The organism is Kribbella sp. NPDC048915 (genome assembly GCF_040649595.1).
Lineage (GTDB): Bacteria > Actinomycetota > Actinomycetes > Propionibacteriales > Kribbellaceae > Kribbella.
In genome coordinates this window covers 1-13,798 of the sequence record NZ_JBEZFT010000014.1, presented here as the reverse complement: position 1 = coordinate 13,798, position 13,798 = coordinate 1, and the positions used below count along the sequence as shown (strand labels likewise).

11 protein-coding genes are annotated in these 13,798 nt (G+C 70.0%); 3 read left to right on the top strand and 8 right to left on the bottom strand.

Annotated elements, in window-relative coordinates:
- Positions 1-4 precede the first annotated feature (4 nt).
- Positions 5-736: a TioE family transcriptional regulator gene (locus AB0B82_RS10440; RefSeq protein ID WP_360164840.1), complete on the top strand. Its 732-nt coding sequence runs from the start codon at positions 5-7 to the stop codon at positions 734-736.
- On the opposite strand, the gene AB0B82_RS10435 is transcribed toward AB0B82_RS10440, so the two are convergent.
- Positions 684-2,243 (bottom strand): adenylate/guanylate cyclase domain-containing protein, encoded by a 1,560-nt coding sequence (locus AB0B82_RS10435; protein ID WP_360164838.1) that lies wholly within the window; start codon positions 2,241-2,243, stop codon positions 684-686. The two genes, AB0B82_RS10440 and AB0B82_RS10435, sit on opposite strands and share 53 nt — an antisense overlap.
- A 128-nt stretch (positions 2,244-2,371) precedes the next feature.
- Between AB0B82_RS10435 and AB0B82_RS10430 the strand changes: the two genes are divergently transcribed.
- Positions 2,372-4,138: a M1 family metallopeptidase gene (locus AB0B82_RS10430; protein ID WP_360164836.1), complete on the top strand. Its 1,767-nt coding sequence runs from the start codon at positions 2,372-2,374 to the stop codon at positions 4,136-4,138.
- Between the two features lie 42 nt (positions 4,139-4,180).
- Here AB0B82_RS10430 and AB0B82_RS10425 read toward each other — a convergent pair whose 3' ends face one another.
- Positions 4,181-5,041, bottom strand: a complete 861-nt coding sequence (locus tag AB0B82_RS10425; RefSeq protein WP_360164834.1) for a GNAT family N-acetyltransferase — start codon at positions 5,039-5,041, stop codon at positions 4,181-4,183.
- A 95-nt stretch (positions 5,042-5,136) separates the two neighbouring features.
- On the opposite strand from AB0B82_RS10425, the gene AB0B82_RS10420 reads away from it, so the two are divergent.
- A complete protein-coding gene (locus AB0B82_RS10420) occupies positions 5,137-5,808 on the top strand; it encodes a GntR family transcriptional regulator (RefSeq protein ID WP_360164832.1) in 672 nt (223 codons plus the stop codon).
- 12 nt (positions 5,809-5,820) lie between these two features.
- Here the strand turns inward: AB0B82_RS10420 and AB0B82_RS10415 are convergent, their stop codons facing one another.
- From AB0B82_RS10415 to AB0B82_RS10390, 6 genes are read right to left on the bottom strand one after another with little or no spacing between them, the layout of a single operon-like run.
- The gene (locus AB0B82_RS10415) at positions 5,821-7,590 is read right to left on the bottom strand and encodes a gamma-glutamyltransferase family protein (RefSeq protein WP_360164830.1); all 1,770 of its coding nucleotides are present in this window, start codon (positions 7,588-7,590) and stop codon (positions 5,821-5,823) included.
- A 40-nt stretch (positions 7,591-7,630) separates the two neighbouring features.
- Entirely contained in the window at positions 7,631-8,623 is a 993-nt protein-coding gene (locus AB0B82_RS10410) for an oligopeptide/dipeptide ABC transporter ATP-binding protein (protein WP_360164828.1), read from the bottom strand.
- Complete coding sequence (locus AB0B82_RS10405; RefSeq protein WP_360164826.1) at positions 8,620-9,606, bottom strand: ABC transporter ATP-binding protein; 987 nt, start codon at positions 9,604-9,606, stop codon at positions 8,620-8,622. Before AB0B82_RS10405 ends, AB0B82_RS10410 begins: the two co-directional genes overlap by 4 nt.
- The gene (locus AB0B82_RS10400; protein WP_360164824.1) at positions 9,603-10,484 is read right to left on the bottom strand and encodes an ABC transporter permease; all 882 of its coding nucleotides are present in this window, start codon (positions 10,482-10,484) and stop codon (positions 9,603-9,605) included. Before AB0B82_RS10400 ends, AB0B82_RS10405 begins: the two co-directional genes overlap by 4 nt.
- The gene (locus AB0B82_RS10395) at positions 10,484-11,437 is read right to left on the bottom strand and encodes an ABC transporter permease (RefSeq protein ID WP_360164822.1); all 954 of its coding nucleotides are present in this window, start codon (positions 11,435-11,437) and stop codon (positions 10,484-10,486) included. Before AB0B82_RS10395 ends, AB0B82_RS10400 begins: the two co-directional genes overlap by 1 nt.
- On the bottom strand, positions 11,434-13,140 hold the full coding sequence (locus tag AB0B82_RS10390; RefSeq protein WP_360164820.1) for an ABC transporter substrate-binding protein: 1,707 nt from the start codon (positions 13,138-13,140) through the stop codon (positions 11,434-11,436). Before AB0B82_RS10390 ends, AB0B82_RS10395 begins: the two co-directional genes overlap by 4 nt.
- Between the last annotated feature and the right edge of the window lie 658 nt (positions 13,141-13,798).

The window sequence follows — 13,798 nt, the reverse complement described above, 5'->3', positions numbered from 1 at the left end:
CGCGATGGGATTGCGGCCGGTCGACCTCGCGCGCCGCGCGGGGGTGTCCACGCAACTGGTGCGCAACTACGAGGCGGCAGGCATCCTGCCGCCCGCACCGCGGACGGACACCGGGTACCGGCAGTACGGTCCGGAGCATCTGCAGGCGCTGTTGACGTACCGCGCGCTGGCGCCGGGCTTCGGCGGCGAGACCGCGACGGAGATCATGCGAGCGGTCAACGCCGGCGACGAGGCACGCGCGTACCGGCTCGTGGACCAGGCCCACGCCGCGCTGCACGAGCAACGGCTCGCGACCGACGCCGCGAGCCAAGCGCTCGGTGCCCTGGCTGCGGAGTACGTCGAACCGTCGACCGGCCCCTCCTTGCTGGTCGGTGAACTCGCGCACCGCCTCGGCATCCGGACGTCGGCGCTCAGGGTCTGGGAGGCGGCCGGACTGCTGTCACCGACCCGGGAACCAGGTACGAAGTACCGCAGGTACGGTCCCGAGCAGATCAGGGACGCCAGGATCATCCACATGCTCCGCCAGGGCCGCTACTACTTCGAGCAGATCAAACCGGTCCTGGACGGCCTGCGTCGTACCGGCAGCACGGAGGCGCTCCGGGCCGCGATCGAGGAGCGCCGCGCTGCCCACGACCGCCAGACCAAGGCGATGCTGTACGGCGGCGCGCTGCTGCACCAACTGATCAGCGATCGGGCACCGCGAGACGAGTCGGCACCGACCGTCCTCGCACAGTGACCAGGTCGCTCTGCCGCCAGTGGTCAGCTTCGGCCGGCGCCGCCTTCTCGACAGCACTCATCGACGCGATCAGCCGACCGGGCGCGGTCTTGGCCAGTTCGCTCAGCCGCGCGGCCTCGTTCACCGGGTCGCCGATCACCGTGTACTCGTGCCGCCGGACATCGCCTACCGTCCCCGCGACCACGATCCCCGCGGTGACGCCGAGACCGGCCGTTGCCTCCGGCAATTCGTCGGCCAGGCGCCGGGCGACTTCACGGCCCGCGGCGAGCGCACTGCCGGCCGGGTCGGCCAGCTCGGACGGCGCACCGAAGACGGCCAGCACCGCGTCGCCGGCGAACTTGTTCACGAACCCGCCCTGACGGTCGACCTCGGAGACCACGATCGCGAAGAAGCGGTTGAGCAGCTCGACGACCTCGGTCGGCGGGCGCTGCGCGGCGAGCTCGGTCGACCCGACCAGGTCGACGAACAGCACCGCGACGTACCGCTCCTCGCCGCCGAGGCGGTCGCCGGCCAGCGCCTCCTGGACGACGTCCGGTCCGACGTACCGGCCGAAGACGTCGCGGATGCGTTCGCGCTCGCGCAACCCTTCGGTCATCTGGTTGAACCCGGCCTGCAACGATCCCAGCTCGGTGCCGTCGAACACCGGAATCGTCACGTCGAGGTGTCCCTCGCCGATCAGGCGCAGCGCGTCGCGGACCGAGCGCACCGGCGCCACCACCGACCTCGCCGACAACCAGGTGAGCAGGCAACCGTTGCCGAGCGCCACGATGCCGAGGGCAAGGATGACCACCGAGAGCCGCGTCGCTGTGACATCGCGCTCGACCAGCGCCAGGACCGCGGCCACCATGAGACCCGCCACCGGGACGCCCGAACCGACCGCCCAGAAGAACACCGTGCGGGCCTTCAGCCCGGCGGCGAGCAGCCGTGGGGGCGGCGAGGAGTCGGCGAGTGCCCGGGCCGCGACCGGTCGCAGGGCGAACTCGGTGAGCAAATACGAGACCGAGCAGGTAATGATCATGCCGTCGACAACGGTCAGCGCGATCCGCAACGCGTTTTCCGGCTGCAGGACCAGCGTCATGATCGTGAAGAGCACAGCCGCCCCGAACCACAGCAGCACCTGGATCATCGTGATCCGCAGCGGTAGCTGCAAGGTGGCGATCTGTTCGCGTGGGGTGGCCGGGCGCTCCAGGTCGATCCAGCCGGTGACGCGGCGGGTCTGGCGCAAGCACAGGACACAGCCGATCAGGATCGCCAGCACCAGGTACGCCGGGATGACGATCGCGTCGACGAGCTCGAGCTGATCGACCAGGGGCGGACCGGGCAGCACGAACACGGCCAGGACGAAGACCACGAGTGCGCCGATCAGATTGGTCGCGATCGAGAACGTGGTCATCAGGATCTGCATCCGCAGCCGCAACCGGCGCGGGCTCTGGTCGACCGGTCCGAGCAGCCAGGATCCGAACGGCCGTCGCTGCAGCGCCTGCTCGGGACTCCGCTCGGACACCATGACCACAGTCTGCCCGAAGCGGTGCGAGGGGCGGGTTTGGCACGGTGGTGCGGCTGGCCCAGATTGGCCGTCCGAACCGGCTCCGACCTGGGTAGGGTTCCCCGGACGCCTCACCTGCGGAGTTTCCCTTGACGCACGATCGCCACTCCTATGCCGAGCCCGACCTGGTTCGGACCACCCATCTCGAGCTCGACCTCGCGCTCGACTTCGACGCGAAGGTGCTGTCCGGCAGTGCCACGCACACCCTCGCCTGGTCCGGCGCGGGCGACCGGCTGGTGCTGGACACCCGCGACCTGACCGTCCTGGCGGTCGAAGGGCAGACGAGCGAGGGCTGGGAACCGCTCGAGTACAGCCTCGCGGTGGCCGATCCCGAGCTCGGCTCCGCGCTGACGATCCGGACCGCGGCGCATCCGCGGGTCAAGGTGAGCTATCGGACCGCGCCGACCGCGACCGGTCTGCAGTGGCTCGAGCCGGCGATGACGGCGGGCGGGGTGATGCCGTTCATGTTCAGCCAGTCGCAGGCGATCCACGCCCGGAGCTGGGTGCCGGTGCAGGACACGCCCGGCGTCCGGTTCAGCTACGCGGCACATGTCACCGCGCCGCCCGACTTGATGGTGCTGATGAGCGCCGACAACGGTACGACGTCACGCCGTACCGGGTCGTACGACGTGGTGATGCCCGAGCCGATCCCGTCGTACCTGCTGGCGATCGCGGCCGGCGACCTGGTGTTCGAGCCGCTGGGGGAGCGCTCCGGGGTGTGGGCCGAGCCCGCGACCGTGCGTCGCGCCGCCGCGGAGTTCTCCGACACTGAGGAGATGATGCGGGTCACCGAGGAGCTCTTCGGGCCGTACCGCTGGGGGCGCTACGACCTGCTGGTGCTGCCGCCGTCGTTCCCGTACGGCGGCATGGAGAACCCGCGGATGACGTTCGCGACGCCGACTGTGGTGATCGGCGACAAGTCGCTGGTCAGCGTGATCGCGCACGAGCTCGCGCACAGCTGGTCCGGCAACCTGGTCACGCAGGACAGCTGGGACGACATCTGGCTCAACGAAGGCTTCACGTCGTACGTCGAGAACCGGATCGTCGAGGCGGTCTACGGGACCGAGTTCGCGCTGATGGAGACCGCGATCAAGCAGCACGCGACCGTGGTGAAGCTCGATCCGCTGACGCCGGCCGAGCTGGCGGTCGAGCTGCCCGGTCTGCACCATCGCTCCGAGTACCACGGCAAGACCTCGCTGGGACCGCTGAAGGGTTCGTGGTTCCTGTCGTGGCTGGAGGAGCGGTTCTGTCGTGAGGTGTTCGATCCGTTCCTGCGTGGGTACTTCGACCGGTTCGCGTTCCGCAGCATCAACACCGACAACTTCGTCGAGCACCTGCACGAGCACCTGGTCGCGCCGCACCCGGGCGTGGTCACCGACGACGAGCTCGCGGCCTGGTTGTACGAGCCCGGGATCCCGTCCTTCGCGCGGCGCGCGGTGTCGGCGCGGTTCCAGGTCGTGGACGAGGCCCGCGACCTGTGGCTGACGACGGGCGAGCTGCCGCGGGGTGCGGCACAGTGGACGACGCAGGAGTGGCTGCGCTTCCTCGACGCGGCTCCGGACGTCCTGAGTCCGCTGCTGCTGCAGCAGCTCGACCGCGCGTTCGGTCTGACCGGTACGGCGAACGGCGAGATCGCGCGCCGCTGGTACCAGATCGTTGCCGCGAGCAGCTACGAGGCGGCGTACGCCGAGCTGGCCGGATTCCTGACCGAGGTCGGCCGGATGAAGCTCATCCTTCCGGTCTACCAGGCGCTGGCCGGCACGGACCGGGCCTTCGCCTCCGAGGTCTTCGCCAAGGCCCGCCCCGGCTACCACCCGATCACCACCGCCGCCGTCCAGAAGATCCTCGGCCAGTAGCCGGCCTGAACGCTGCGGGGCTGGCTCCGGTTAGCGGGTCTGCTACAAGTCCAGCGTGCGGCGGTGCTGGCTGTACTGCGGGCGGTAGCCGAGGCGGTCGTTCGTGCGGCGCATGGCGACATTGGTGTCGACCGTGTCGGTCCGGAGGCCGTCGAGATCGGGGAAGCGCAGCCGGGTCCGGCGGATCTGCGCCGCCTTCATCCACAGCGCGAGGCCGCGGCCGCGGTGCGCGGGGAGGACGGCGGTGCCGTAGTGCTGGCCGTCGCCCTTTCCGTCGGCCGGTACGACGAGTTCGGAGAAGCCGGCGATCCGGCCGGTGGCGTCCAGTGCCGCGACCACGCAGAGGTGGTCGCCGCGTTGGGCGATCAGGTTCGCCGCGTACCGGACGCGGTCGGTGTCCCAGAGGTCCGGGCCGGTCCGGATCGTGCCGGACGGTGCGTCGTACATGCCGGCCCGGGAGTCGGTGAAGGTCTGTAGCAGGTCGTCGGGCGGCAGGCCGTCCCAGGCCACCAGCCGGTACCCGGGCACGTCCGGTACGTCAGGCGTCGGCGTGGCGAGATCGAGCCGTGCGTAGACCAGCGTGAGGCCGATGCCGAATCCATGCCGCTGGAGGAAGTGGTCGCCCGCGGAGTCGACGTCGACGTCCGCGAGCAGCGTCCGTACGTGGTTGCGGCGCGCGCCGGAGATCGCGGCGCCGAGCAGCAGCGTGCCGATGCCGCGCCCGCGCTCGGCCGGGTGGACGTTGATCTCGGTCTCGCCCAGGTGCGTGTGGCCGGCGCGGGTGTTGAGGCGCAGGAACGCCGATCCCACCGGCGTACCGTCGGCCTCCACGGCCAGCCAGGCGATTCGGTGGCTGTACGGGCGATGGTCGGGGTCGGTGAGGGGAATCAGTCCGATGCTCAAGCCATCAACATAAACCTCTCGCGGGATCACGTGCCGCGCCGCGGAATGATCGGCTACCGTGGCGCGCAGGCCGAAGCGGGGAGAGGAGCCAAGGGGTGGCGCAGCCGGATCAGGACGACCTGCCAATCCGTACGATCGGTGCCGATCATGTAGCACTGCGCGAGCAAGTTCTCGCGGAGCTCCGGCGGCGGATCGTGGACGGCGAGTACCAGGAGGGGGAGCGGCTCACCGAGACGCGGCTGGCCGAGGATTTCGGTGTGTCCCGCAACCCGGTGCGCGAGGCGCTGCGCGTGGTCGAGGCCGAGGGATTCGTGGAGATCCTGCCGCGCCGCGGCGCGGTCGTCGCGACCCTGGACGAGACCGCGGTCCGGGACCTGTTCTCGGTCCGGCAGCAACTGGAGACGCTGGCCGCCGGCCTCGCGGCCGAACGGGCCACCCCGGAGGGCATCGCCCGTCTGCGCGACCTGATCGAGCAGGCGAACACGGCCGCCAGGGCCGAGGACTTCGACCAGCTCGCCGAGCTCAACAGCGACTTCCACCGCGCCGTGATCGAGCTCAGCGGGAACCGCTGGCTGCACTCGATCTCGGCCGCGATGTACCACCACGTGCACTGGGTGTTCCGCGCCGGCGCCGCCGGGCGGGCGCCGCACTCGTCCGAGGAGCACGTCCGGTTGCTCGAGGCGATCGAGGCCGGCGATGCGGCCGCCGCGACGACGGCCGCCCGCCTGCATGTCGAGGCCGCGGCAGCCGCCGCCCTGTCTGGCTAGAGCTGCGTGCGGTCAGCGCCCGACCGCGTAGCCCTGCATGCCGCGTGGGTTGGCCGCGGCCGCCAGCACGCCGTCGGCTTCCTTCCGTACGGCGCACAGCCGGCCGAGGCTCCACGCGTCGGACACTGTGACGACGTGCCCACGTCGTACCAGGTCGTCCCGCACGGACTGGCTGACCCGGCTCTCGATCACCAGACCACCGGGCTCGGTGGCTCGCGGGTAGAACGACGACGGGAAGCCGGTCGTGTGCCAGGCCGGCGCGTCGATCGCTTCCTGCAGGTCGGCTCCGGCGCCGAGGTGGCGGAGCAGGAACAGCAGTTGCCACTGGTCCTGCTGGTCGCCGCCAGGCGAGCCACAGGCCAGCACCGGCTCACCGTCACGGAGAACCAGAGTCGGCGTCAGCGTGGTCCGGGGGCGCTTGCCCGGAGCGAGCGACGACGGTAGTCCTTCCTCGAGCCAGAACATCTGCGCACGGCTGCCGAGGCAGAATCCGAGCTCGGGGATCGTCGGCGACGATTGCAGCCAGCCGCCGCTCGGGGTCGCCGAGATCATATTGCCCCACCGGTCGACGACGTCCACGTGGCAGGTGTCGCCCCGGGTCTCACCCACTGGCGACACCGTGGGCTCGCCGGTGGTCGCATCGCCGGCTTCGTTGCCGGTCTGGTTGTCGATGGCGATCGACGGCAGCTTCGGCGTGCGGCCGTCGGGGCTGCCCGGGCGGAGCTCCAGCGAGGCGTCCGACCCGATCAGTTTCGCGCGTTCGGCGGCGTACCCGGGGGAGAGCAGCGTGTCGAGCGGTACGTCGGCGCCGTCGCCGTACCAGGCCTCGCGGTCGGCGTACGACAGCTTCATGACCTCGATCGTCGCGTGCACGCCCTCGGCGCTGTCGAGGTCGAGGTCGCCGAGCTCCGCGAGCACGGCGAGGGACTGCAGCAGTCCGGGGCCCTGGCCCCACGGGCCGGTCTTGGCGACCGTGAACCCGTTCCAGTCGTACGTCGCCGGGTCCTCCCAGCTCGCCTCGAACGCGGCCAGGTCGTCGCCGGTGATCAGACCGGGGTGGTCCGCCCCGCTGGAGTCGCGGTGCGGGATCCGCGAGAACTTGTCGATCGCCTCGGCGACGAATCCTTCCCGCCAGGTCGTGCGCGCCCGCTCGATCTGCGCCACGCGGTCCGCGCCGGCGGCCTCGCCTTCGGTGACGAGCCGCTCGAGCGTCGCGGCGTACGCCTCGTTGCGGAACCGGCCGGACGCGGGCTTTCCGTCCTTGAGCCAGAGCGCGGCCGACGTCGGCCAGTGCTCCTCGAACAGTTGCTGGACGGTGGCGATCGTGTCGGCGATCCGCGGTACGAGTGGATGCCCGTTGCGCGCGTACTCGATCGCGGGCTCGAGTACGACGCTCAACGGCAGCGTGCCGTGGTCGCGCAGCAGCAGAAGCCACGCGTCGACCGCGCCGGGGACGGTCGCCGCGAGCGGACCGGAGCCGGGGACGAGCGTGAGCCCGAGCGAACGGTAGTGCTCGATGGTCGCACCGGCCGGGGCGACGCCTTGGCCGGACAACACCCGCGGCGTCGGGTCGGCGGCGGTGGCGATAACGGCCGGCACCTCACCGCCCGGACCGTTGAGGTGCGGCTCGACCACGTGCAGGACGAACCCGGCCGTGGCGCCCGCGTCGAACGCGTTGCCGCCCAGCTCGAGAATGCGCATCGCGGACTGCGACGCCAGCCAGTGCGTGGACGAGACCATCCCGAACGTGCCGCGCAGCGTCGGCCGGGTGGTGAAGGTCATCGGCCCTCCTGCCGTGCGCCGCGGAACGGACTATGCGGTGTCATCGGGTGACTCCTTCTGTGGGTCGTACGTCGGGACCGGTGCCGTCGTCGTTGACGAGATGGCAGGCGACCTGATGCCCGCCCGCGCCGATCGTCCGAGGCTCGGGGACGACTGTCCGGCAGCGCTCCACCGCGACTGGGCAGCGGGTGTGGAACCGGCAGCCCGGCGGCGGGTCGATCGCCGACGGCAGGTCGTCGCCGAGCAGCACCGGACGACGGGCACGCTGCTCGGCCGGGTCGGGAACCGGCGCCGCGGACAGCAGCGCCTGCGTGTACGGGTGGGCCGGCATGCCGAAGATCCGGGACCGCGGTCCCTGCTCCACCAGCTGGCCGAGGTACATCACCGCGACCTCGTCCGCGAGGTACTCGACCGCGGACAGGTCGTGGGTGATGAACAGACACGCGAACCCGAGATCCCGCTGCAGATCGGCGAGCAGGTTCAGTACGGCGGCCTGCACCGAGACGTCGAGCGCACTGGTCGGCTCGTCCGCGACCAGCAGCCGTGGTTCGGAGATCAGCGCGCGGGCGATGCTGACCCGCTGCCGCTGACCGCCGGACAGTTCGTGCGGCGCGCGCTGCGCCACCTCGGGCCGCAACCCGACCCGGCGCAGCGACTCGGCCACCTTGGTGGCGATGTCCTTGCGCCGCATCAGCCGCAGCGGCTCGCCGACGATGTCGCCGACGGACAGCCGCGGATCGAGCGAACCGGCCGGGTCCTGGAACACGATCGAGACGTCGCGCCGATGCGGTCGCAGTTGGCGGCGGCTGAGGTGTGTGATGTCGGCGCCGGCCAGCCGGACCGAACCGCCGGTCGGCTCGAGCAGCCGGACGATGCACCGGCCGACGGTCGACTTGCCCGAGCCGCTCTCGCCGACGAGCGCCACCACCGAGCCCTGCCGGATCGTCAGCGTGACGCCGTCGACGGCCCGGACCGGACCGAAGTGCATGACGAGGTCCTCGACCTCCAGCGCTGTTTCCTGAGCGTCGGTCATCGGGCCTCCACGCTGTGTTTCGCCGGGACGGGATTCCAGCACGCGACTCGGTGGGCGGCGTCGGTCAGTTGCGGCTGGGACGACGTACAGGTGTCGATCGCGCGCGGGCAGCGGTCGGCGAACGTACAGGCGTCCGGCTGCTCGGTGAGCACCGGGACCAAACCGGGAATCTCGTTCAGGCGTTGGGATTCCGCGTGTCTGCCGGCGGCCGGGGAGGCACCGAGCAGACCGACCGTGTACGGGTGCTGCGGGCGCTCGAACAGGTCGTGGACCTCGGCGGTCTCGACCACGCGTCCGGCGTACATCACCGCGACCCGGTCGGCGAGATCGGCGACCACGCCCAGGTCGTGCGTGATCAGCACGATGCTGGTGCCGAGCCGTTCGCGCAGCTCCCGCAGTACGTCGAGGATGCCCGCCTGGATCGTGACGTCGAGCGCCGTCGTCGGCTCGTCCGCGATCAGCACCTTCGGGTCGCAGGCGACCGCCATGGCGATCATCACCCGCTGCCGCATCCCGCCGGACAGTTGGTGCGGGTAGTCGTCCACGCGTCGCTCGGCGGACGGGATGCCGACGAGTTTGAGCAGTTCGACCGCGCGGGCGCGCGCCGCCTGGCGGTTGAGTCCGATGTGCGTCCGCAGTACCTCGCTGATCTGGTGCCCGACGGTGAACACCGGGTTCAGCGAGGTCATCGGCTCCTGGAAGATGTACGCGACCTCGCGGCCGCGAATCGAGCGCAGCGTCCGCTTGTCGGCACCGATCAGCTCGGTACCGGCGAGCTCGACCGAGCCCGCCACCGTCGCCGTGCGGGGGAGCAGACCCGCGATGCTCATCGCGGTGACACTCTTCCCGCAGCCCGATTCGCCGACCACCGCGAGCACTTCGCCGTCGTCGACCTCGAACCCGACCCGATCGACCGCCGACAGCGGGCCGTCCTCGGTCCGGAACGTGACGGTCAGGTCCTTGACTGCCAGCACCGGTTTCATCGGCGGCTCGCCTTCGGGTCGAGGGCGTCGCGCAGGCTGTCACCGACGATGTTGAACGCCAGCGTGAGCAGCATGATCGCGACACCGGGCATCACCGCGGCCCACGGCGCCCGGGACGCGAACTGCTGTGCGTCCGCGAGCATCGTGCCGAGGCTCGGTGCGGGCGGTTGGATCCCCAGCCCCAGGAACGACAGCACAGCCTCGCCGAGGATCGCGGCCGGGATACCGACCGTGGCCTGGACGATGATCGCCGAGCCCGCGTTCGGCAGGATGTGCCGGCCCAGCACCCAGGCGTCGCCGGCGCCCTCGACGATCGCCGCGGCGACGAAATCGAGCGACTTCAGCCGCAACGTCTCCGAGCGGACGATCCGGATCATGCCGGGGATCTGCGCGATGCCGATCGCGATCGCCGCGTTGCCGAGGCTCGCGCCGCGGATCGCGGCCAGTCCGACCGCGAGGATCAGGAACGGGAACGCCAGGACCAAGTCGGTCAGCCGGGAGATCAGTGCGTCGATGGTCCGGAAGTACCCGGCGATCAGCCCGAGCGGTACGCCGACCGCGAGCGAGAACGCCACCGCGAGCACACCGACGTGCAGCGACGCGCGCAGCCCGAACATGATCCGGGACAGCACGTCCCGTCCGAGGTCGTCGGTACCGAGCAGGTATCCGGCGGTGCCCGGCGCGGCGAACGCGCGGTTGAGATGGTTCTGGGTCGGCTCGTGTGGGGCGAGCCAGTTGGCGAACACCGCGAGGAACACCGCGAGCGCCAGAACGGTCAGCCCGGTCAGTGCGAGCGGGTTGCGGAGGATGCGCCGTACCACCCGGCTGCGGTTGCTGCGGACCGGTGCTGCCGCTGTCACTGCCTCGGCTACTGCCATCACGCCTCACCTCGCACGCGGATGCGTGGATCGATCACGGAGTACAAGAGGTCGACCAGCAGGTTGATGACGATGTACGCCGTCGCGGTGACCAGCACGACCGCTTGAATGACGGGGTAGTCGCGCTGGAAGACCGCGTCGACTGTGAGCTTGCCGAACCCGGGCAGCGCGAAGATCCGCTCGGTGACGACCGCACCGGAGATCAGCGCGCCCAGTTGCAAACCGACGATCGTGACGACCACGATCAGACTGTTGCGCAGGGCATGCTTCCCGACGACCGCCTTGGTCGACAGGCCTTTCGCCTCGGCCGTCCGGATGTAATCGGCGGACAGCGCGTCGAGCATCGAGGACCTGGTCTGGCGCATGATCACCGCCGCGAGCCCGGTACCGAGAATCACCGCCGGCAGGATCAGGTGGTGCAGGTTCCCGATCGGGTCGTCGAAGAACGGCACGAACCCGGACGCCGGGAACAGGCCCAGCGCCACCGACAGGTACAGGATCGCCATCAGGCCGAGCCAGAAGTGCGGCACCGACAGCCCGAGCAGGGCCAGCGCGTTCGCGGCCCATTCCGCCGGGCGCCCACGCCGTACGGCGGCCACCACGCCGGCGCCGACCCCGATCACACTCGCGATCAGGATCGCCAGCACCGACAACTCGATCGTCACCGGCAACGCGCTGACGATCATCGTCCGCACCGACGCGCCGGTGCGGATCGACTCACCGAGATCACCACGCGCCGCGTGGCTGACGAACTGCCAGAACTGCACGAGCAACGACTGGTCCAGCCCGTACTGCTCCCGGATCGCCCGCAGCGACTCGGGATCGCGGTCCTCACCGGCCAGCGCCAGCGCGGGATCGCCGGGCAGCGCCCGTACTCCGACGAACACCACGATCGTCGCGAGTACGAGCGTCACCGCCGACTGCCAGAGCCGATTGAGGAGGTACCGCCTCACTTGGCGAACCCTGCGAACGCCGCCCGGATCACGCCGTCCGGGAACACCTGGATCCCGAGCAGCTTCTTCGAGACGCCGGTCAGGTTGCGCTGCCGGTACATGTAGATGATCGGGTCGTCTTCCTGCAGCTTCGTCACGACATCGCCGTACAGCTTGACGCGCTGCGCCTGGTCGGTCGCCTGCCGCGCGTCGGTGAGCAGCTTGTCCACGTCGGGGTTGCTGTAGCCGGAGACGTTCTGGCTGCCGGTGCTGCCGATGAAGTTGAAGATGTTCGCGTCCGGGTCGACGCGGCCCGACCAGCCGAGCTGGAGCAGCTCGAAGTCACCGCGGTCCTGCTGGTCCAGCAGCGCGGCGTACTCGACCGGCTTGATGACCAGGTCGAACCCGCCTTCCTTGACCATGCCCTGCAACGCCTGCGCGAGCCGCAAGCTGTCGGGGTTGTTCGAGGTGATCATCTCGACCTTGTACGGCGTCGTCACGCCGGCGTCGGCGAGCAACTGCTTGGCCTTCGCGGGATCGTGCGGCGGGCACGCCTGGGCCGCGTCGGAGGTGAACTCGCTCTTCGGCGACACCGGTCCGCACGCGACCGTGTTGAGTCCGTTGAACAGCGTCTTGACCAAGGTCTCGCGGTCGATCGACAGCGCCAGCGCCTGCCGGACCTTCGGGTCCTTCGCGATCGGGGTGTCGAGCTGCTTCTGCGGGTTGCCGATGCCGTTGGCGTTGCCGATGTTGATCGTCAGGCCCTGGTACCCGAGCGACTGCGACTGCAGCACGCTGATCGTGTCGTCCTGCTGCAGCGTCGGCGCGTCCTGCGTCGACAGCGAGTCGGCAACCTGGGCGTCACCGGACTTCAGGTTCGCCGAACGGATGCTCGAGTCGGTGATGATCCGGTACTCGATCGCGTCCAGGTGCACCTTCGCGGCATCGTAGTACTGCGGGTCCTTCACGACCTTGATCGAGTTCTGCGCGACCCGGCTGGCGAACTTGAAGGGTCCGACGCAGACCGGCGCGTTGGAGAAGTTCGCGCCGAGCTTCGCGACCGCCGCCGGGCTCAGCACCATGCCGGCGCGGTCCGCGAGTGCCGCCGTCAACGGGGCGAACGGCTTCGACAGCTTGATCACGACCGTCTTCGCGTCCGGGGTGTCGATCGCGGTGATCGGGCCGAGCTCGCTCTTGCGCGCCGAGCCCGCGAGCGTGAGGTGCCGGTTCAGCGAGGTCTTCACCGCGTTCGCGTCGAACGTGCCGCCGTCGGCGAACTTCACGCCCTCCTTCAGCGGGATCGTCAGGCTCAGGCCGTCCGGCGCGATCGTCGGCAGCGCGGTCGCCAGCTGCGGCACCACCTTCGCGTCCGGGCCGAGGTCGTACAGCTTCTCGCACATCGTGTGGAAGACGTACCGGGAGTACAGGCTGCGCGACAGCGACGGATCGAGCTTGTCCGGGTCGGCCGACAGCGCCACCGTGAGCGTGCCGCCCTGCTTCACCTGGGCCGCGTCGGCGGGCTCACCGAACACATCCTGGCCGGCGCCCGCACTCGACTCACCGCTCCCCGAGGTGTCGTCCCCGGTGTCGCCGGCCGGTTCGACCGGCGAGCAGGCGGTCCCGACGAGGCCCAGCGCCAGTAGCGCCACACCGGCCCCGAGAACACCTCGGCGACGCCGGGCGCCGCTCGAAATGAAACGCTTCAGTAACAGTCGACGGGTCATCACGTGCTCCTCGTAGGCGGGGTGCTGTCGACTGTCTCATGTATACAAGGTAGTTGCGCAAGTGATTTGGCGAGTTTCTACGAACCTTTTTACGCCGCCCTGACATCCTTTCGTATACAACCGCCCAGATTGTCAGGTGCAACAGATCTGCGTACGCCTGACCCGCGCAGACGGCCGGCGAAGGCGCCGGCAGCCCGCTCTCACAGCCCGCGGAAGCCGCGCGTCCGCCACCATCACACGAGGGTTATCCGCGCCAGTTGGGGGTTCTCTGCTCGTGTACCGATGGAGAACCCCCAATGCGCGGGGTTATCCGCTCGAATGCCGTGCCGCGGATCAGCCGGCGGTGATGCAGTCAGCGGTAATGCAGTCAGCGGTGATGTGGTCGGCGGTGTTCGGCACGCGGTGACGGTGCGGCGTCGTGGCGGTGGGTGGTGGTGGCGCGAGGGTGTTGGTTCGGCGTGGGGTGGTGGTTCGGCGTGGGGTAGCGGCGCGAGGGTGGTGGTACGGAGTGAGGGTGGTGGTACGGCGCGAGGGTGGTGGCGTGGTCGTCGGCGCTACCCGGCTTTCCACAACACGGTGGGTTCACCCATCGTGTTGTGGGTTCCGTACCCTTCACACGGGTCAGGAACCCACAACACCGTGGGTGAACCCACCGTGC